Annotated in this window: 17 protein-coding genes; 8 read left to right on the top strand and 9 right to left on the bottom strand. The window is 48.2% G+C overall.

The window, feature by feature from the left end; genetic code table 11:
- The first annotated feature begins 1 nt into the window (after nucleotide 1).
- Nucleotides 2–355 (top strand): transmembrane 220 family protein, encoded by a 354-nt coding sequence (locus L0Y31_RS20140; RefSeq protein ID WP_234734883.1) that lies wholly within the window; start codon nucleotides 2–4, stop codon nucleotides 353–355.
- Nucleotides 356–421: 66 nt separating this feature from the next.
- Here L0Y31_RS20140 and L0Y31_RS20135 read toward each other — a convergent pair whose 3' ends face one another.
- On the bottom strand, nucleotides 422–937 hold the full coding sequence (locus L0Y31_RS20135) for a lipocalin family protein (RefSeq protein WP_234734882.1): 516 nt from the start codon (nucleotides 935–937) through the stop codon (nucleotides 422–424).
- A gap of 201 nt (nucleotides 938–1,138) precedes the next feature.
- On the opposite strand from L0Y31_RS20135, the gene L0Y31_RS20130 reads away from it, so the two are divergent.
- Both L0Y31_RS20130 and L0Y31_RS20125 read left to right on the top strand, forming a co-directional pair.
- Nucleotides 1,139–2,455 carry a sensor histidine kinase gene (locus L0Y31_RS20130; RefSeq protein WP_234734881.1) on the top strand — a complete coding sequence of 439 codons (1,317 nt, stop codon included), beginning with the start codon at nucleotides 1,139–1,141 and terminating at the stop codon, nucleotides 2,453–2,455.
- Nucleotides 2,456–2,633: 178 nt separating this feature from the next.
- Nucleotides 2,634–2,954, top strand: a complete 321-nt coding sequence (locus L0Y31_RS20125; protein ID WP_234734880.1) for a heavy metal-binding domain-containing protein — start codon at nucleotides 2,634–2,636, stop codon at nucleotides 2,952–2,954.
- A 2-nt stretch (nucleotides 2,955–2,956) separates the two neighbouring features.
- Here the strand turns inward: L0Y31_RS20125 and L0Y31_RS20120 are convergent, their stop codons facing one another.
- Both L0Y31_RS20120 and L0Y31_RS20115 read right to left on the bottom strand, forming a co-directional pair.
- Nucleotides 2,957–3,886 (bottom strand): porin family protein, encoded by a 930-nt coding sequence (locus L0Y31_RS20120; RefSeq protein WP_234734879.1) that lies wholly within the window; start codon nucleotides 3,884–3,886, stop codon nucleotides 2,957–2,959.
- Nucleotides 3,887–4,077: 191 nt separating this feature from the next.
- Nucleotides 4,078–5,598, bottom strand: a complete 1,521-nt coding sequence (locus tag L0Y31_RS20115) for a P-loop NTPase family protein (protein WP_234734878.1) — start codon at nucleotides 5,596–5,598, stop codon at nucleotides 4,078–4,080.
- 131 nt (nucleotides 5,599–5,729) lie between these two features.
- Here L0Y31_RS20115 and L0Y31_RS20110 point away from each other — a divergent pair, with 131 nt between their 5' ends.
- Entirely contained in the window at nucleotides 5,730–7,280 is a 1,551-nt protein-coding gene (locus tag L0Y31_RS20110; protein WP_234734877.1) for an IPT/TIG domain-containing protein, read from the top strand.
- A gap of 35 nt (nucleotides 7,281–7,315) precedes the next feature.
- On the opposite strand, the gene L0Y31_RS20105 is transcribed toward L0Y31_RS20110, so the two are convergent.
- Nucleotides 7,316–8,419, bottom strand: a complete 1,104-nt coding sequence (locus L0Y31_RS20105; protein ID WP_234734876.1) for a vWA domain-containing protein — start codon at nucleotides 8,417–8,419, stop codon at nucleotides 7,316–7,318.
- 207 nt (nucleotides 8,420–8,626) lie between these two features.
- On the opposite strand from L0Y31_RS20105, the gene L0Y31_RS20100 reads away from it, so the two are divergent.
- On the top strand, nucleotides 8,627–9,964 hold the full coding sequence (locus L0Y31_RS20100) for a sensor histidine kinase (protein WP_234734875.1): 1,338 nt from the start codon (nucleotides 8,627–8,629) through the stop codon (nucleotides 9,962–9,964).
- A gap of 105 nt (nucleotides 9,965–10,069) precedes the next feature.
- On the opposite strand, the gene L0Y31_RS20095 is transcribed toward L0Y31_RS20100, so the two are convergent.
- From L0Y31_RS20095 to L0Y31_RS20080, 4 genes are all read right to left on the bottom strand, one after another.
- Nucleotides 10,070–11,353, bottom strand: coding sequence for a citrate synthase (locus L0Y31_RS20095; RefSeq protein WP_234734874.1), 1,284 nt, complete (start codon nucleotides 11,351–11,353; stop codon nucleotides 10,070–10,072).
- A gap of 228 nt (nucleotides 11,354–11,581) precedes the next feature.
- The gene (locus tag L0Y31_RS20090) at nucleotides 11,582–11,986 is read right to left on the bottom strand and encodes a hypothetical protein (RefSeq protein ID WP_234734873.1); all 405 of its coding nucleotides are present in this window, start codon (nucleotides 11,984–11,986) and stop codon (nucleotides 11,582–11,584) included.
- 33 nt (nucleotides 11,987–12,019) lie between these two features.
- Nucleotides 12,020–12,631 carry a LysM peptidoglycan-binding domain-containing protein gene (locus tag L0Y31_RS20085; protein WP_234734872.1) on the bottom strand — a complete coding sequence of 204 codons (612 nt, stop codon included), beginning with the start codon at nucleotides 12,629–12,631 and terminating at the stop codon, nucleotides 12,020–12,022.
- Between the two features lie 96 nt (nucleotides 12,632–12,727).
- Nucleotides 12,728–13,624 carry a LysR family transcriptional regulator gene (locus tag L0Y31_RS20080; protein WP_234734871.1) on the bottom strand — a complete coding sequence of 299 codons (897 nt, stop codon included), beginning with the start codon at nucleotides 13,622–13,624 and terminating at the stop codon, nucleotides 12,728–12,730.
- A gap of 99 nt (nucleotides 13,625–13,723) precedes the next feature.
- On the opposite strand from L0Y31_RS20080, the gene L0Y31_RS20075 reads away from it, so the two are divergent.
- Genes L0Y31_RS20075 through uvsE form a run of 3 tightly spaced genes read left to right on the top strand, consistent with a single transcriptional unit; the run spans nucleotide 13,724 to nucleotide 16,887 of the window.
- Entirely contained in the window at nucleotides 13,724–15,382 is a 1,659-nt protein-coding gene (locus L0Y31_RS20075) for a glycerol-3-phosphate dehydrogenase/oxidase (RefSeq protein ID WP_234734870.1), read from the top strand.
- Between the two features lie 20 nt (nucleotides 15,383–15,402).
- Nucleotides 15,403–15,921, top strand: coding sequence for an NADPH-dependent FMN reductase (locus L0Y31_RS20070; RefSeq protein ID WP_234734869.1), 519 nt, complete (start codon nucleotides 15,403–15,405; stop codon nucleotides 15,919–15,921).
- A gap of 51 nt (nucleotides 15,922–15,972) precedes the next feature.
- Entirely contained in the window at nucleotides 15,973–16,887 is a 915-nt protein-coding gene (uvsE, locus tag L0Y31_RS20065; RefSeq protein ID WP_234734868.1) for a UV DNA damage repair endonuclease UvsE, read from the top strand.
- Nucleotides 16,888–16,908: 21 nt separating this feature from the next.
- Here uvsE and L0Y31_RS20060 read toward each other — a convergent pair whose 3' ends face one another.
- On the bottom strand, nucleotides 16,909–18,228 hold the full coding sequence (locus tag L0Y31_RS20060; RefSeq protein ID WP_234734867.1) for an acetylxylan esterase: 1,320 nt from the start codon (nucleotides 18,226–18,228) through the stop codon (nucleotides 16,909–16,911).
- Nucleotides 18,229–18,847: the final 619 nt, after the last annotated feature.

The following is an 18,847-nucleotide window of genomic DNA, read 5'->3' as shown; positions in this document are numbered from 1 at the left end:
CATGCGAAAATGGATTTCAATCATATTCGGTTTACTTTTTATTCTGTTTGCCGTATTTCAATACAACGACCCCGATCCGGGCCTTTGGATTTCTATTTATCTTTTTGCGGCGGCGGCCTGTTTCATGGCACTTTCGCAGGCCGTGAAGCCCTGGTTCTACCTCATTGCGGGCGGAATCTATCTAGTTGCTGCTTACCTGCAATGGCCGCCTGTCTTTGAAGGGTTTACCCTGGATGAACTGGGCATGAAAACAATAAATATTGAGCTGGCCCGCGAGTCAGGGGGGCTGGCAATTTGCAGTTTGGTCATGTTCGTTATGGCGGTATTAACCCGGGGAGGGAGAGCCAGGTATTGAGAAGACCAAAAAAAAGTCGCTGCTCTACAATTAGAGCAGCGACCAAAAAATCGTCAGGATGCCAACTTACTGGCGGGTGAAAACGAGGGTATAATTATAGTTGGAAGGTTTACCATCATTATCCCAGTCAGCATCTTTGCTGAAGGTTAACTGCATCGTTTTATTGTTCACCGAGACGCCGTATTCCTGCTTGACCCCGTCGGTGGTGGTGAGCGTCAGTTTGTCGCCTGTATGAACCCAAGCGCTGTTCGTCTCAATTCCGGTTGCGTTGGCAATGACCTTTGGATTGATTTTATCGCAGGAAGCGGGATTATCTAATTGCAATTTCCCATCGGCTTTGAATGAAACAGTAAGGTCCGTCAGGCACGTCGATTGATTGTACGTATTGCCTATTAGAACAAAATCTGAAAAGCCCGAAACACTAGGGTCAATTTTCCCCGAAGTGACTTTCCAATTTCCCTCCACGGTGCCGGGGCCATCTTCTTCTTTATCTTTCTTACAACTGCCAAACCAGAGAGGGAGTGCTAATAAAAGGAGAAACGTCCAGCCACTAAAACGGTATTGGATAGGTTTTGCGAACATATTGCGTAAATGAAAAAAAGTAAAGAATATTTTATGATAGATTGGGGCAAAGTTATTTAGAAATAAAATGACTACCGTATACCTACTTTACTAAACAAAAGAAATAATCTATTGGTAAACAAATATATAAAGCTACTTATTTCGTAAGTATACCGTATACTCAACAAACAGCAGCTTCATCAAACCTGTTAATGATTCCTTATGCAGTGGAAAGATTTTCACCAACAATTCCACGAATTTGCTGTCAATTCGAAAAAAGAACCTGACTTGACTTCCTATGTGTCGTTAATCCGGCAATACATGGGTGCCCGACTATGCTGTGTTATCAGACAATATAACGCAACTTTAGCGGACCTGTTGTATGTGTCGCCAACCATTACGATACCGGGGCTTTTTCCTTTTAAAATTGCTTGTGCCGCTCCCCAGAATATCGCTCTGGAAGCGTTACCAAGGGCTTTGCAACTGTATTTCCAAGATACCCAACGCATCTATTGTTTTCCCCTTCGGCACGCTAGTATGAGCGGCTATATTTTACTGGCCTGGGATCAATCCTGTCCTTTATCAGACGAAGATATTAACGAAGCGTTGTTTTTTCTACAGGATAAGATCCTTTTACAGATGGTTTCGTTGCAAGTGGCCGATTTAAAACGCCAGATAGCGTCGCGTTTTCCGGCTGCTTCAGAAGGACTGTCAGAACTTAACAATCTTTCGGCCTTGTACCGGATTAACCAGCAACTTTTGGATGAGCATAATACGCTCGAACGAAAAAATGAGGAGCTAGCCGAGGTAAATCGCGAAATTGAAAGCCTGATCAGTGTGATCGCGCACGACCTGAAATCACCGCTTGCCACCATCAATGCCATTTTTCAACACCTGAATACTATCCCGGAATTGAGCGAAGAGCAGCGGGAAAACATCGATTATGGCATGAAGACCGTGCGGCGCGGCGTGGACCTGATCAATAGCATTGTATTTTACAATTCGCTGGTGTACGCCGAGCAACCCCTGCAAATTACAGAAATAGAGCTGGATGACCTGATCGAAGCGCTGGCAGCAGGTTACGAAGTACAGGCACGTCAAAAATCAATTGGTTTGCACCTGTCCATGCCAAGCCAGCCCATCGTTATTCATTCTGACTTTGAACTGGTGGTTCGGATTCTGGATAATCTGATTAGTAATGCGCTGAAATTCACACCGATGGGACGGAATGTATACATCAGTGTCTATCAGCAGGCGGATCGGTGTTACATTGCGATTCGGGACGAAGGCCCCGGCATTCAGCCCAACGAACGGGCGCAGCTTTTCAAACGCTTTCAGCGGCTGTCGGCCCGGCCAACCAACAGCGAAAGCTCGTCTGGATTGGGTTTGTCGATTGTCAAAGCGCTAGCGGATAAACTGGGCGCTACCATTGATTTCACGGAAGCTGAAACGGGAGGTAGCATTTTCCGCTTGGGTTTGGCGATGGATGAGGGGCGGAAATCAATTCCAACCGAAGCGGCTACCAGAGAACAGAAGTAGAAAAGCAAGCCTATTGCGGAAAGTGCCGGGTAGAGTGTAAAAAGTAGGTATAATGCGAATATAGTTAGAAAAACGATTGATTTGCGTAGTCTGCCGCGGCATAAAGGGATAAAATTCGGTCTTTTTTCATAAAGAAAGCTTATAATTTTGTTACTTTGGGCTTTGCCATTCTGCAACTATGCTAATAACTACTACTCCTAACATCGAAGGTAAACGGATCATCAAATATTTAGGCTTGGCCAATGGTGAAGCAATTATAGGCTCTAATCTGATTAAAGACTTTCTGGCTAGTGTCCGCGATGTTGTCGGGGGGCGGTCGAGTGCTTATGAGCAAGCCCTCCGCGAAGCCAAAGGAATTGCTATCTCCGAAATGATTGAACAGGCGCAGCGATTAGGGGCAAACGCCATTATCGCCATTGATCTTGACTACCAGACCGTTGGCAATAATGGCGGTTTATTGATGGTGAGCGCGAACGGAACCGCTGTTGTGGTGGAGTAAGCCTATAGACCCAACGGAATGATGTAACCGATTGAGACTGTCGCTAATTTGAAGTATTCACTGACGTCTGATTGCTCCTTGGAATTAGTGCCCAGCGCGTGGGTATACCGACCTTCGACCATTAACGAACCCGGACCAACGGGCAGCATAACACCCGCCCCTCCCGTTACACCATATTCCAGACGAGCATCGCCTTTGCCAAATTTTTGTTTCTCCGATTCTGACTGTCCGTTAATGGTAATTTTCAGGCGGGCGTTCAAGTTATAATTTACGTACGGGCCAGCATTAACAAATACCCGAACTTGCTTTCCAAAGGATCCTTTAAGTAAGAGCGGAACTTCGACCGAGTTGATATCTACCTGGGTCGAGAACGTAATTCCAGCGTCGCTACCCGAGGCTTTAATGGTGCGTCGGGTATACAGAATTTCGGGTTGAATCGAGAATGAATTGCTAATGCCATAATTCAGCACAACTCCTCCCGTAAATCCTGGTACACGTTTGATAACACCAGCGCTCTGATCGTCTTCTGTAAATTTATTCAATACCACGTTAGCACCTGCCCGAAAACCAACCGATAATCCTTTTCCGGTATTGGTCGGGGATGCTACTTTAGTGGGCTTGGCTGCCGCTGAACGAGCTGGAGCCGCTGCTGTTTTGGCAGATGCTGGAGTTGTTGTTCTGTTTTCGGCAATTTCTGTTTGGGCAGAGGCAGTGGCCGATGTAGCGGCTGGTGCTGTTTGAGTAGCCGATGCTTTGGCTACTGGACGGGCAGTGGCGGTGGGTTGTGCGGAAGCCGTTTTTGGCTTTGCTGCCGTTGTTTTCTTGGCTACGGCTACTGGTTTTTTGGCGGCAGTCGTTTTGGGTTTTGCTGTTTGAGCCTGAGTCAAAAGACTCGCTGCCAGCAGACAGCAAGTCAGGAAATACGTTTTCATTAGTGTTATTTGTTGTTTATCTGTTGTTGTTTACCCAAATAGGTGCTGCAAAACTAGGGGCATCGGTTGGGTTAAACTAGCGCAGAACTACGTAATTTATCAATACGTAGTTTCCCGTATAAACAAAAAGTACACTTCCGGTCAGAAAGTGTACTTTTATTGTAACTCGTTAAGGTCAAAAGGATACAACCTTATTCGTCGTCTTCCTCTTCTTCAAAACCTTGGCTGGAGCCCAGCATCGAGCCTAGCAGGTCTTTAAATTGCAAGCCGGTATCCAGCGATTTTTTTCCAATCATGGAGTGTTCCGCCAGGCCGTGAAGCGCAAATTCCATCATAAACAACTTCTCTTGCTTGCTCAGGCGCGAATGGGATTGATCAACCAGATCGTCGAGGCCATCAATGGTGCGAAGGCGGTTTTCGTAATCCCGGTTAGGCAAATCGCTCAGGATTTCCATCACGTTTCCGTCGCCGAACCAATCCGTAATTTTCTTGTACGGATTAACCCGTTTCCGGTCTTTTTTCGCTTTTTCCGGATTCGGGAAATAATTCAGAAACTGATTTCGAATGGCTTTACCGATCAGGCTTTGCGCCACAATAACGGGGCCTTCGACCTCGCCTTCATACACCAGCTCTACCTTTCCGCAGATGGAAGCAATGACGCCATAAAGGTCGGCAATGCGGATGTACGTATCTTTTTCGCTGTTAATCAAAACCCGCCGCTCAGCCGCCGAAAGCAAGTTTTCGTAAGCCGAAATGGTCAGACGGGCCGAAACGCCACTTTTGGCATCCACGTATTCACTTTCGCGGGCTTCAATGGCAATTTGTTCGATCAGGTCGGCAATCAGGTCATTGGTTTTAATCATGCCTTTTTGCTCGGTCTTCACAATAGCCTCCTGCTGCGTGATTTTCTTCCCGATCTCGATCGATTTCGGATAGTGCGTTACAATCTGGCTATCAATCCGGTCTTTCAGTGGCGTCACGATGCTTCCCCGGTTGGTATAATCTTCCGGATTGGCCGTAAACACAAATTGAATATCCAGCGGCAGACGCAGTTTGAAACCCCGAATCTGAATATCGCCTTCCTGCAAAATATTGAATAGCGATACCTGAATCCGTGCCTGCAAATCGGGTAATTCGTTGATGACAAAAATGCAACGGTGCGAACGAGGAATCAAACCAAAATGGATGGTCCGTTCGTCCGAATAGGGTAACTTAAGCGTAGCTGCTTTAATGGGGTCTACATCGCCCACCAGGTCGGCGACGGAAACATCCGGCGTAGCTAGTTTTTCGGTATAGCGATCATTGCGGTGCAGCCAGGCAATCGGCGTTGAATCACCCCGCTCGTTGATCAGATCGTGGGCGAAACGCGACAGTGGCTGAAGCGGATCATCATTCAATTCCGACCCTTCAACAACCGGAATATATTCGTCCAGTAAATTGACCATCAAGCGGGCAATCCGGGTTTTTGCCTGCCCCCGTAAGCCCAGCAAATTGATATGGTGCATCGACAGAATAGCGCGCTCAACTTCAGGAATAACGGTCTCTTCGTATCCCCAGATACCCGGGAAAACAACTTCTTTGGCCTTTATTTTTTCAATGAGATTTGCTCGTAATTCCTGTTTGATGGATTTTGACTGATAGCCAGCCGCCCGCAATTCGCCCAAGGTTTTGATCTGTAGCAATTCTTTTGACTTCAGGTTTTGATAACTCATTCAGTAACTCAGTTGGATTGTGGTCGAGTGTTTGTTGAATAACAGGCATTTCAGGAAAATGGTTTTTGCTGGCAGAATTTGGTTAATTTTACCCTGCCTCCCAGTTCACACCATGCACTTTTTGAAAAGTTATGAAAAATACGTTACCATTTTTATGGTGTATTTTATTGGCTGTTTTTGTGGCTGCTTGCCGCGTTAGCAGTTACCCGCCCGAAGTCTGGAGCGTAGAGCCCGACCGGGCACGCATCGGAACCGAAATTACCATAAGCGGTGCTAAATTCGGGAACAGTCCGGTCGTTACTTTTGGCCAATCGGGAACGAAGGTAGCCGCCACCCTCAAAAGCGTTTACAGCCAGTCCATCACCGCCGTTGTCCCGCACTTGCCCGTTGGCCAGACCTCCCTTCAGGTTTCCACCGATGAAGGCGTATCTGAACCACATTCGTTTACGGTATTGCAACCCGGCCCGCTTCTGACGGCTGTCCAGCCTATGAATGGGCTGCCCGGTAGCGTGCTCAGAATTTCAGGAAATTACCTCGATCAGATAAAAGGCGTTCGAATAGGTGCTATCTCCGTGAAAACTTTCAGCGACACGACACAAACTACCATGGCGTTTGCTATTCCTGCCGGTGTGCCGTTGGGACCTACCAGCCTGATTATTGAAACAGCGGGCGGCACGTCCAGTACTGATTTTCTAGTAGCGGGCCAACCTGAAATTACTTCTTTTTCGCCTCGTCAGGTTCGTTCCGGCACGGAATTAATCATTCAGGGACGCAATTTATCCAGCGGTCTGGTGCGATTAGGTGGGGTGCCAGTAGATCCCGCGAGAACAACCGTAAAAGATACCGAAATTCGTACCTATGTACCTGCCAACGTACTGTCGGGACGCATTACGGTTACCGTTTATGACAAGCTTACGGCCACAAGTGCAGACAGCCTGTTGGTGGTATCGGCTCCTTCGATTAGCAATTTAAGCCTTGCGGAAGGCATTAAAGGCGACAAGGTTCTAATTACCGGCCAGAACCTGAAAGACATAAATCGGGTTTTGTTCGGCACCATTGAAGCGCCTTTTAAAATTCGGAGCGATACGCAGGTAGAGGCAACAGTGCCGGAACTGACTCAGGCGGGTACTGTAACCATTACTGTAAGCAGCGTGGGTGGGGCGGCAACTAGTCCAGTCCCGTTTTTCATGATCCTGCCTCCCGCATCGCTAATGGCTAGCCCAGTAAGGCAGATTAGAGGGGGCGAGGTTACGGTAAGTGGCGTCAATTTGCACCGAATTTCTGGCGTGAAGCTGGGCAACTATCCTGCCACCGTTTCCGCGCGAGCGGAAGGAGCCAGCCTGCGAATTACCATTCCAACGGATGCTACGAGTGGAACGGTTACCGTTACCAATCGGGCGGGCAGCGCCACTACTTCACAACCCATCGTGGTCATACAAAAACCCGTTATTGCTTCATTCACTAATAAAATTCCAGTTGGTGGGCGGGTCGTGCTGAAAGGAGAATTCTTGCTGAATGCGCAGGTTCTTTTCGCGGGCAGCACCGTCGCGGCAGCGTTCGACGGAAGAAATACCGATGAAGAAATCTGGGTTAAAGTACCCGCTACGGCAAAAGAAGGTCCCATTTGTGTAACCAATGAGGCCGGAACGGTTTGTACAACGATTGATTTTACGCTGAAATAAAAAAAGAGCCAACCCGAATGAGTTGGCTCTGAACATTATTTAATATTTTTCCGGCGATTGCGTTGGAAGTCCTCAAACATCATGTTGCCCAGGCCCTGTAAACCACTGTAATAAGCCCGACCATTGTTCACTTTCGTAAATTCATGAACAAACTGTTTCAGGTAAGGATCAGAGGCAATCATAAACGTGGTGATGGGAATATCCAGGCGGCGGCACTGGGCGGCCAGCGTCAGCGTTTTGCTAACCACTTTCCGGTCGAGGCCAAAACTATTTTTGTAATACTTGATGCCTTCTTTCAAACAGGTTGGCTTTCCGTCCGTAATCATAAAAATCTGCTTATTCTTATTCTTCCGGCGTCGGAGCAGGTCCATCGCCAGTTCCAGCCCGGCAACCGTGTTGGTGTGGTACGGACCCACTTCCAGATAAGGCAAATCCTTCACCTGAATCTGCCAGGAATCGTTGCCGAATACCACAATATCCAGCGTGTCTTTCGGGTATTTCTGCTTCACCAGTTCCACAAGGGCCATCGCCACTTTCTTAGCCGGTGTAATGCGGTCTTCCCCGTACAAAATCATGGAATGGCTAATGTCAATCATCAAGACCGTGGAAGTCTGCGATTTCTGCTCTTTTTCGACCACTTCCAAATCACTTTCCATGAGGCGAAAATCGTCGACACCGCTGTTGATCTGCGCGTTGCGAATGGATTCGGTCATGGAAATCTGTTCCAGCGTATCGCCAAACTGATAGGAGCGCAGGTCGCTGGATAATTCATCGCCAACGCCCGAATACGGCGTGTGGTGGTTACCACCTGATTTAGAGCGCTTGAGTTTGCCGAAAATTTCTTCCAGCGCCGACTGCCGGATGGATTGCTCCGACTTAGGCGTCATGCTCATCTGGCCTTCTTCGTTCTGCTCGGTCAGGTAGCCTTTTTGCTTCATTTCGTCCACGAAGTCACCAATGCCATACTGGTCGTCCGTCAGGCTGTAGCGGCGGTCAAGGTCATTGAGCCACGCCAACGCTTCTTCGACGTTGCCGGATGTCATCAACAGCAGCTGTTGGAAAACATTAAGCAGTTGGTCGAATTTGTTGCCTGATTTTTGTTCGGGGGGCGTATATTGAGAAAATGCAAAACCTCTCATGGGAATATCGTCAAAGTCTAAAGGATGACCACCGAATTAGCCGTCTACCTATGCTGAGAACAGCGTAGTAAAGAGATTTGTTCGTTTAGTGAATTTACGAATTATTGCTATTTTTCACTAAAAATTACCGACTAATAACAGGCTGTGCATCTTCTGCGTGCTTTTTTTTATCTTCGTCGTGACTTTCTGATGAGGTAGAAAAGCTGGATGAATTACGACGCTTGGTTTTTGTTTTTCTTGGGAATGGTGTCCTCCATTCTTCTGGTAAACGTAGTCCAGTGGATTATGTACGGCGAGCGCGTCTACGGCTTGTATGTTCTGTATACACTGGCCTGGATCACGTACTTTGTGGTGAGGCACCTGCCCCTGCCGGACAATGTTTTGTCGTTTGCCCGAGTTGCCGGTCCCATTACGGCCTACATGTTTTATTTTGCCCTGGTTGCCGATTTTCTGCACGTCTGGAAACAACGGCCCAAACTGCATCGACCTTACCAGATTCTGCAAATTTCGTTGTTACTGTACTGCCTGGTTAAGGCATATATGTGTTTTGTCCAGGATCATTGGACACCTGCCACGCATGATTTGGTCCAGAATATATTTCGTTTTATCCTGATTGCAGTAGCTATCTACGTAACAGCGTTATTTTTCCGGTCAAAAGATACAGTTTCCCGCTTTTTTGTTGTGGGAACTACTCTAATGGTTGTTACGCACCTGGTTACCGTCTCGCTCAGCGTACGGATTACAGACATGAACTACGTCTGGAATTCCTGGCGAAATCCTTATCCTTATATGCAGGCGGGTATCGTACTTGACCTGATGGTGTTTTCGATTGGTTTGTCGTACCGCCACCGCCGGGAAGCCATCCGAAAGGCAACGGTAGAGCGGGAGCTGGATTACGAACGGGAGCAGCGCCACCGCGAACACTTGCAAGCGGAACTGACCATGCAGCAGCTAAAACATGAAAAAACCGAAATGCACATGCGAGCGCTGCAAAGCCAGATTAACCCGCATTTTCTCTTCAACAGCTTAAATTCCCTATCGGCCCTGATTGGCGACAACCCCCAGAAAGCAGAGCAGTTTGTGGACCAGATGTCGGTCGTTTATCGGTATTTGTTGCAGGCTGGCGACCGGGAGCTAACCACCGTTGCCAGCGAACTGGCTTTTATTCATGCTTATGGTAATTTGCTGACGACTCGTTTTGGTCGGGGCATTAGCATCGAACTGGCGGTGAGCGAAGCAAGCCGGGACTGGTTATTGCCGCCTTTGACGCTTCAGTTGCTGGTAGAAAATGCGGTTAAACACAACGTGGTCCACAGTGGAAAACCCCTGCGCATCGAGATCCGGACCGACCAAGCGAACCGGCTCATTGTTAGTAATAATCTCCAAAGAAAACCCATTCGGCAAGTGCTTTCCAGCGGAAAAGGCTTAGCCAACATCAGTGAAAAATACCGCCTGCTGAATTTGCCCGGTATCAAAGTATCAGAGTCTGCCGATGTATTTAGCGTTGAAATACCCTTGATTGAATCCGTGTTGAAAGCGGCTTAGCGCATAAATCTGGGCGGCGCTATAACGCCGCCCAGCTCCCCACCGACAAAAGAAAACCCTGACCAGATTGGCCAGGGTTTGGTATGATAAGCTTGGTAGGTCGGTTTACCGATCAGCCAGCGCTTTGAAATCGCGGAGGGTAGAACCCACGTAAATTTGCCGTGGACGGCCAATTGGTTCTTTCGTCGCGCGCATTTCCTTCCACTGAGCAATCCAGCCCGGCAGACGGCCAATGGCAAACAAGACCGTGAACATATTGGTCGGAATACCCAGCGCCCGGTAGATGATACCCGAATAGAAATCGACATTTGGATAAAGCTTCCGCGAAACGAAATAGTCGTCGTTCAGAGCAGCTTCTTCCAGTCCTTTAGCGATTTCCAGTACGGGGTCGTTAACACCTAATTTGCTCAGAACGTCGTCAGCCGCTTTTTTAATGATTTTCGCGCGCGGATCGAAGTTTTTGTAAACGCGGTGGCCAAAACCAAACAACCGGAAACCCGTCTGTTTCGCGTTTTTCGCCATGTCTACGTATTTTGCCACATCGCCGCCATCGGCTTTGATGTCTTCCAGCATTTCAATCACTTCCTGGTTGGCACCACCGTGCAGCGGACCCCACAGGGCGTTGATTCCCGCCGAAATCGATGCATATAAATTGGCCTGCGACGAACCAACCAGACGAACGGTTGACGTTGAGCAGTTTTGCTCGTGATCGGCGTGTAGAATCAATAAAGTATTCAGGGCTTCGGCAACTACCGGATCTACTTTATACTCCTCACCAGCCTGACCAAACATCATGCTTAGGAAGTTAGAGCAATAATCAAGGTTGTTGTTGGGCTGAACAGTGGCTTGGCCCTTCGCTTTTTTGTACGACCAGGCCGCGATGGTTGGAAGCTGCGCAAGCAACCGGGCAACGTGTTCTTCCGTATCGCCCGCTTTTTCGTTGTATGAATCAGGGTAAAAGGCACTCAACGCATTCACCAGAGACGACAGCTCAATCATCGGGTGCGTGTCTTGTGGGAAACCATTCAGAATAGTCTGCATGCCTTCTTTAACCTGGCTGTGCGACTGGATACTTTTCTCAAATTCCTGATACTGCTGTTGGTTGGGTAACTCCCCATAAATCAGCAAATAAGCGACTCCGAGGAAATTGGCTTTAGCCGCCAGATCTTCAATGGAATAGCCCCGGTAGCGCAGAATACCTTGCTCTCCATCCAGGAAAGTAATGGCACTTTGAGTTGCTCCGGTGTTTTTGTATCCTTTGTCTAGTGTAACGTAGCCCGTCTGATCGCGGAGATTAGATATATCAATGGCTTTTTCTTGTTCGCTACCTTCGACAATAGGAAACTGGTAGGTTTTGCCATCAACAGACAGTTCGGCAGTGTTTGACATACGTATTCAGAATAGAGTGAATCGGTTTTATGAAAATGGATTCAGGTTAGTATATCTGGCGAAATTAGCCAAAAAGCAATAACGACGTATGATTGCTTTGGTAAAAACACAGTTTTTATCCTAAATCTACTTGTATAAACACGAATAAAATAGTTTGAAAGTTCGTTGTTTAGCCGCTCAATAGAAAGAAAACCAGCATTAAACGCTCTCCAAAAGCCAATTCGTGCCTTATTTTTTATGGCTTATAATATCGACGCTCGTTTTCCCAAAGATGATGGTTAGAATGACGGGCAGTAAAATAGCTCCAGTTTTAAAGCCCGAGCCAGTAAACTGGTAAACGCCCGAAGTAAACTTCACATACGTTTGAAACAGGGCGAAAATACAGGCAGCGCTGGCCGCAACGGCAATCCCAATGCCAACCGGACGACTCAGCTTCGTTAGCCCCCAGCCAATCAGCAACGCAACCAGTACCGTTATGCCAACCGTTAGTAAAGCTCTGGGAACAGTTTCGATGTATTCATACTCATAGATGAAAATACCGACCCGCCCAACCAAATTCGGGTGAGCCAGCAACCAGCCATCCACCAGGACCAGAATGAGCAAAACAAGGTAATAAAACAAATTGGAACGCATGAAGAACGAGTAATGAATAAGGTTGAAAAATGATCAGGGACGGATTTTCAGCAATTGCCCCTGTCGGATGCTGTTGTTTCGCAGCTTATTCCAGGTGCGCAGATTATCCTCACTGACTTGATACAACTGGGCTATACGGAAAAGGGTTTCGCCTTCTTTGACAGTATGATAATCGGCGGGGTTGGTAACGGCCGTCTGCGCGTCTGATTTTACGGCTTCTGGTTGCGAGCTTGTTGCTGGTGGGGTTATTGTCGGAGCCGTTGCGGTGGCGGGCGGCGCACTTTCCATCTTTTCTTCCAGTTCCTCGGCAGTATCGATCAGGAGGCGCTGGCCCGTGTGCAGTGGCTTTTTAAAGGTTAGTTTATTCCAGAACAACACCTGACCAACGGTAACGTCATACAGCCGAGCGATGGATTGGTACGTTTCGCCCTGCCGCACGATATGGGTTAAGACCGAGCTTTCTTTGGTAGCGCTGGAATCCGGCCTAGTCGAGGCAGCAGTTGTATCCGTAGAGGCTGGCTTTTTGCGAAGCTTGGAGAGAAAAGAAGACTCGTTTTTTTTCGGAGCGGGCTTTTTATCCGCAACCTGAGCCGTTGCCGAAGCAATGCCCAAAAGCCACAGCCCTAAGATCAATGTTTTATTCATGGTGAAATTGTCAATTGTAGTATAAGAGGCGGGCGCAAAATACGACAAAAGAACTTAGGTTGGCCTAAATAGAGGTTCCCTTTTGATTTTAACAAATTATGATTTCTGGTAATGCCGACCGGCAAAGGTCATAAATGTAGAGGCCAAACCTTCGGGCTGGCCCTGCATATGCACAAAACTAAAGGTGCGGGTCATGCGGAGGTTGGTTATTTTAATGACCTTGATCTCACCGGCAGCAACCTCTTTTTTGATGGCCCAGGTTGAGACAAATGAAAGGCAATTGGCATGCTCCAGAAATGACTTTATGCTTTCGGTACTGCCCAGGTGCATCACGATGGGCAGGTTGTCAAGGCGCAGGCCGTGGTCGCGCAAAGCACTTTCAATAACCTCCAGGGTGCCGGAACCGCGTTCGCGCAGAACCAGCGGAATCGTACTCAACTCGGTGAGGGAAATTTCGTTCAGGTGGGCAAAGCGACTGTTTTTATAGACGACTGCCACCAGCTCATCTTCCATAAAATCGTAATACTTCAGGGAAGCGTTGTGCTTTTTCCCTTCGACAATGCCCAGTTCAATTTCTTTGGTCAGCAGGGCGTTTTCAATTTGTTCGGTATTTCCCGTCAAAAGGCTCAGCTCAATCTGCGGCGATTTTTCGTAAAAAGAAGCCAAAAGCGGCGAGATCAAATACTGCGCAATGGTCGAGCTGGCACCCAGCCGCAGGTGTCCCGCCAGTTCTTTCTTGAAGCGATTGAGTTCAAAAAGGGCTTCTTGGTATAAGTCAAAAATGCGGGCCGCATACTCAAAAAGAACCTCGCCCGGCTGGGTCAGAAGGATGGTATTGCCTCTTCGCTCAAACAGCCGCAATCCCAGGGCGTCTTCCAGCGCTTTGATGTGTTTGGTAACCGCCGGTTGAGTGATGAATAATTCGGAGGATGCTTTAGTAAAGCTTCGGTTGCGGGCAACGCTGTAAAATACTTTGAGGCGGAAATCTTCCATTAAAAATGGGCTACTTTTAATACTTTTTTATAGCCGAAAATAACAAAAAAGCCGGTTAAACTTAGCGACATTTGTGAAGAAACAAACCACTGCATGCCCATGCATCGCCTTAACCAGCTTCAGCAGGCCGAAAACGAGGAGTTTGATATTTGTATTATTGGGGGAGGAGCCACGGGCGCGGGGTGCCTGCTCGATGCGCAAAGTCGGGGACTAAAAGCCATCTTGGTCGAAAAGCACGATTTTGCCTCCGAAACATCCAGCAAGTCCACGAAGCTGATTCACGGCGGGGTGCGGTATCTGGAACAGGCCGTCAAACAGGCCGATCTGAACCAGTACCACATGGTTAAAAAGGCCCTGCGTGAACGCCTAACGCTGATTCACAACGCCCCGCACCTGGCGCATCCGTTGGCGTTGCTGACGCCCTGCATGAGTTGGTTTGAGGGCGTTTATTACACGGCGGGCCTGAAAATGTACGATGCGCTCTCGGGCGAATTGAGCTTAGGCAAGAGCGAGTGGTTGAATAAAGAAGAAGCCTTGAAACGCAATCCGGCGCTAACGCACAACATCCACAGTGCCGTTCTCTATTACGATGGCCAGCTAAACGACGCGCGCTACAATTATTCACTGGTTAAAACCGCAATCCGCTACGGCGCTGTAGCTCTGAATCACACGGAAGCCATGACGTTTGAAAAAGACCGGGCGGGGCAATTGACGGTTCTGCACGTTCGCGATCGGCTGACGGGGCGGCTCCTGCGGGTGCGCGCGCGTCTATTCATTAATGCAACCGGCCCGTTTGCCGACCGGATTCGGCTGATGGCCAACCCGGAAACACCGCGACGGATGCGCGTTAGCAAAGGCGTGCACATCATTATTTCGGCGGATAACATGCAGTCTGATGCGGCCATCTTGGTGCCCAAAACCGACGATGGACGGGTGGTGTTTATCATTCCTTACAACGGTAAACTCATGATTGGAACCACGGAAACCGAAACTGATCTGACTGATTCGGAGCCGGTGGTCGAGCGGGCCGAAGTTGATTATCTGATTGATTATGTCAATCGCTATTTCAACAAACCCGTTAGCCGCGAGCAGGTTATTGCTGGATTTGCGGGCCTGCGTCCTCTGTTGCAGGCTAATCCCAACGCGGATTCCAAAGAGCTGGTTCGTGATCACGAAGTAGAAGTAGATAAAACCACCGGCCTGGTGAGCATTCTGGGTGGGAAATGGACCACGTACCGGTTGATGGCGAAAGATACCATCGATACCTGCTGTGAACTGCTCAACCTGGACCAAAAACCTTGCCTGACCGAGCATATCAAGCTAGTTGGAGCCGAAGGATACGCCGAGGATTTCTGGAAAATATTGGTGCATAAGTACGGTATTTCAGAGCCGGTAGCCCGCCATCTCAACCGCCAATACGGGTCGGAGAGCCTCGAAATTGCGCAATTGATGCATACTCGGCCCGAGTGGAAGGAAACATTATCCAGCCAGACGCAGCACACCAAAGCCGAGGTGGTGTTTGTTGTTCGGGCCGAGATGGCGCAGACGCTTAAAGATGTGCTGGCTCGTCGCTTCGGGCTGGAACTAACGGATTGGGATACGACTTATCAGATTACGGATACCGTGGCAGACCTGATGGCTGCCGAATTGGACTGGACGACCGAGCAGCGCCAGCAAGCTGTTCAGGATTACCATGCCGAAATCGAATGGTTTCGTAAATCCGCCGCATTGAATGCCCGCTCGTTGGCGGCGAGCTAACCAATTTTGAAAATTCAGTAATGATAACGATCGTTTCCTCTACCAACCGTCGTGATAACAAATCGATTCAGGTTGCCTATTATTACCAAAATCTGCTGAGTCAGAAAGGGGTTGAATCCCGCATTCTTGACCTGACGGAACTGCCTTCCGATTTTATCGAAACGGCGCTTTACGGTAGCAAAAATGAGCGTTTCAACGAACTCCGGTATATCATGGAGACGGCAGAAAAATACGTTTTTGTGATTCCGGAATATAACAACTCGTTTCCGGGCGTTCTGAAAGCGTTTATCGATGGCTTAAGTTATCCAAACGCGCTGGCGCATAAAAAATGTGCCTTAGTAGGTATTTCAGACGGTGTGCAGGGAAATGCCTTGGGGCTGAGCCATATAACCGACGTTTTCAACTACCTTGGCATGCACGTAATGGCGCAGAAAGTTCGAATTCCGCTCATGAAGAAAAACTTCCTGGACCATGAAATTCAGGATGCCTTTATCCGGAAGCTGGTTGATGAGCAAGCGGAGCTGTTTCTGCATTTTTAGGCTGTTTCATCCGCTCTGGTAACTTTTCGGTTAGGCAGGTAGTTTCCTACAATGAACGAATCGGAAACAACCAGAATGAATATCGGGTATGCCTGCATAAACTTGACGCTGCACACAGAAGGAATCACCACCAATCGGGGGATGATCAAGCGGACGTACAGCGAAAAAGGAATTCAATACGCCTCTGAACTGGCTCTGAAGAATGTTCAGGATTTACTGCGGATTGTTAACTGGAACATCGAAAACGATATAAAGATCTTTCGCGTAACGTCTGATCTTTTCCCCTGGGCGTCAGAATATAAGCTGGCGCAGTTACCCGATTTTACGGAAATTCGGAATTTGCTGGAAGAAATTGGCAAACGTCCCATTCGACTAACGACGCATCCGGGGCCGTTCAACAAGCTGGCGGGAGAAGGCACCACGCTGGCCAATACCATTGTCGATCTGGAAACGCATTCGGAGATTTTTGACTGGATGGGCTTACCCGCCTCGCACTGGAATAAAATCAACATCCACGTGGGCGGTGCTTACGGCGATAAAGCCGCGACGCTGCAAAAATTCATCCGAAATTTTAGTCTTTTATCCGCAAATCTGCAAAAGCGCCTGACCGTCGAAAACGACGATAAGGCGGGTTTGTACACCATTGGAGAGCTTTATCCGCTGCACGAGGCCGTCGGCATACCGCTGGTTTTCGATTATTTCCACCACCGCCTTTATCCAGGCAACCAAACCCAACAGGAAGCTTTCGAAATGGCTTATTCAACCTGGGATGTTCGCCCTATTTTCCATTATTCCGATTCGCGAAAAGACAACGAAGACCCAAGCTGCAAGCGGGAAGCGCATTCCGATTGGGTTTATGGGGAGATCAATACATACGGAAAAGATGTGGATATCATGCTGGAAACCAAGATGAAAGATCTGTCCGTCCGGCAATATTGGGAAAAATTCGGGCAGCCCCAACTCTAATGTCGAATTGGGGCCAGGCCCTTAGCGCGTTGAAAGCGTCTGAATATGCATCTGATCCAACAGCCAGGACGCCATTTTCTGTTGCTGTTCGGGATAGGTCCAGTGGCCCGTATCTTGCGCTAAATAAAGCGTTTTTGGGGCAGAAATGACATTATAAGCCGCGTACATAGAGGTTGGCGGGCAGGTCTCGTCGTTAAAACCCCAGGAATAATAGCCGGGAACCTTCACGCGCCGCGCAAAATTTACCACGTCATAATAAGTCGCCGTCTGGATTTTATCCGGTTTGTTGTTGAACGACAGATTAGCTGGTGCAAATAAGTGCGGCCAGCCGCCCGCCCGGCCTTTCAGGTAGCCCGTTAGATCACACAGGGCGGGGTAAAAAGCGCCGAGAAATTTCACCCGGCTGTCAAGAGCCGCAGTAATGACCGAAAGGGCACCGCCCTGGCTGCCGCCGGTTACGCCCAGCGTGCTCCCATCATACTGCGGCAAACTGGTCAGGTAGTCAAGAGCGCGCACACAGCCGAGGTAAACGCGTTTGTAGTAATACCGATCCCGGTCGTCGAGGTTGCTATGCATATAGCCAGACAGCGCACCGGTCACTAAGTTGTTGTAAACGATGGGGTCCATTGTAACCGGGACGCCGTGAATACCAATTTCCAGGGTTATAATGCCCCGCTCAGCCGTGCCAATATCCCCGTTATAAGCCCGAATTCCCGCGCCCGGAACCCGCAAAAGCGCCGGATATTTGCCTTCTTTTTTAGGGACACACAGAATTCCATAGAGGCGCGAGCCGCCATAATTCTGAATATTTGCCTGATACACATTTACTTTTTCGGTGCAGCGCTCGGGGAGGAGGGTAAGCCGTGCGTCGAGCGGAATTTTGGCGAGTTCTTCTTTGGCGGTATTCCAGAACGTATCAAAATCGGTTGGATTATCGACGGTAGGTGTTAGGGCCAGCGGCTCGTAGGCAGTCGTAGCCAAGTGTCGGTATTCTTTACCGTCGATTTCTGCCTTAGCCGAACACCGCAGAAAACCGGCTGTTTTCAAGGTTCCACCGTCGATGGTTGCCGTGCCATTGGGCAGCGGTAGAGTGCCCTTTTTGGTCGGGGTCATTTTTTCGGGGCCGATCTCATAACTAACCGTCGCATTCTTCACGGGTACGCCATTTCGCAGTAAGGTAATGGTAAAGCGGCTTGTCTCTCCTGTTCTGTAAGTCCAATCGGAGTGGTCGGGTGCTACCACCACCCTGACCATTTGTTCGGGCGGTTGCGCCAGCAATAAAGTGGTAGCAAAAAGCCACACCAAAAAGACAGGAATAGCCTGGGCTAAGTATTTTTTCATGCTGAAAGTAAATTAAGGGGTATAAGAGTCTAGATTATGGCTACTGGTTAAAAAAGATTATCAGTCAAAAATTATACTGAAAGAGAAGCCAGTGAACGAATCAAAAGGCATACTTTTTGATTGAAAAATGCGTACACAGTTGTTCAATAAAAGGCGTAATCAGTAAATCCCTTAGTTGCACATATTTAGAAGCAAAGTGACTTTGAAAGCCGTAAAAAAAATTGACATTTTTGGAGGGGTAGAGAGCGAAGTATCAGAGAAAGAGCACAATAAATTATGTAACTGAATTAGGTAATTTGAAAATTAGTATCTATTATAGTGCGCTGTTAGGGCCAAATTGGGTCTGTTAGTTAACAAATCCGGGTATTCCTTAACAAAAAGCCAATTTTATTTTTGTGTCTGGCTAGTCTGAGAAAAGGGATAATTGCAGGACAAGGTCAGTAAGAAATATTCAACAAAATGAAACTTGACCTAAGGTTTGTATACGTACTTTTACTAGGTATCGAAGTCTGATAAATAGGGGTGCGCTTATGGGCAGGTACTATTAAATAAAATAGCTGAGGAAAATTTATAAGACAAAAGAATCTGGATTAGATAGTCCTTCGTATGTATGCAAAAA

The sequence above is a fragment of the Tellurirhabdus bombi genome (assembly GCF_021484805.1).
Classification (GTDB): domain Bacteria; phylum Bacteroidota; class Bacteroidia; order Cytophagales; family Spirosomataceae; genus Tellurirhabdus; species Tellurirhabdus bombi.
The sequence above is the reverse complement of the archived record's forward strand: the minus strand, read 5'-3'. Positions and strand labels throughout refer to the sequence as shown.

Bases quoted from the DNA above. Each gene is read 5' to 3' on its own strand.
- L0Y31_RS20140 (WP_234734883.1), top strand. From the start codon at position 2: ATGCGAAAATGGATTTCAATCATATTCGGTTTACTTTTTATTCTGTTT.
- L0Y31_RS20135 (WP_234734882.1), bottom strand. From the start codon at position 937: ATGTTCGCAAAACCTATCCAATACCGTTTTAGTGGCTGGACGTTTCTC.
- L0Y31_RS20130 (WP_234734881.1), top strand. From the start codon at position 1,139: ATGCAGTGGAAAGATTTTCACCAACAATTCCACGAATTTGCTGTCAAT.
- L0Y31_RS20125 (WP_234734880.1), top strand. From the start codon at position 2,634: ATGCTAATAACTACTACTCCTAACATCGAAGGTAAACGGATCATCAAA.
- L0Y31_RS20120 (WP_234734879.1), bottom strand. From the start codon at position 3,886: ATGAAAACGTATTTCCTGACTTGCTGTCTGCTGGCAGCGAGTCTTTTG.
- L0Y31_RS20115 (WP_234734878.1), bottom strand. From the start codon at position 5,598: ATGAGTTATCAAAACCTGAAGTCAAAAGAATTGCTACAGATCAAAACC.
- L0Y31_RS20110 (WP_234734877.1), top strand. From the start codon at position 5,730: ATGAAAAATACGTTACCATTTTTATGGTGTATTTTATTGGCTGTTTTT.
- L0Y31_RS20105 (WP_234734876.1), bottom strand. From the start codon at position 8,419: ATGAGAGGTTTTGCATTTTCTCAATATACGCCCCCCGAACAAAAATCA.
- L0Y31_RS20100 (WP_234734875.1), top strand. From the start codon at position 8,627: ATGAATTACGACGCTTGGTTTTTGTTTTTCTTGGGAATGGTGTCCTCC.
- L0Y31_RS20095 (WP_234734874.1), bottom strand. From the start codon at position 11,353: ATGTCAAACACTGCCGAACTGTCTGTTGATGGCAAAACCTACCAGTTT.
- L0Y31_RS20090 (WP_234734873.1), bottom strand. From the start codon at position 11,986: ATGCGTTCCAATTTGTTTTATTACCTTGTTTTGCTCATTCTGGTCCTG.
- L0Y31_RS20085 (WP_234734872.1), bottom strand. From the start codon at position 12,631: ATGAATAAAACATTGATCTTAGGGCTGTGGCTTTTGGGCATTGCTTCG.
- L0Y31_RS20080 (WP_234734871.1), bottom strand. From the start codon at position 13,624: ATGGAAGATTTCCGCCTCAAAGTATTTTACAGCGTTGCCCGCAACCGA.
- L0Y31_RS20075 (WP_234734870.1), top strand. From the start codon at position 13,724: ATGCATCGCCTTAACCAGCTTCAGCAGGCCGAAAACGAGGAGTTTGAT.
- L0Y31_RS20070 (WP_234734869.1), top strand. From the start codon at position 15,403: ATGATAACGATCGTTTCCTCTACCAACCGTCGTGATAACAAATCGATT.
- uvsE (WP_234734868.1), top strand. From the start codon at position 15,973: ATGAACGAATCGGAAACAACCAGAATGAATATCGGGTATGCCTGCATA.
- L0Y31_RS20060 (WP_234734867.1), bottom strand. From the start codon at position 18,228: ATGAAAAAATACTTAGCCCAGGCTATTCCTGTCTTTTTGGTGTGGCTT.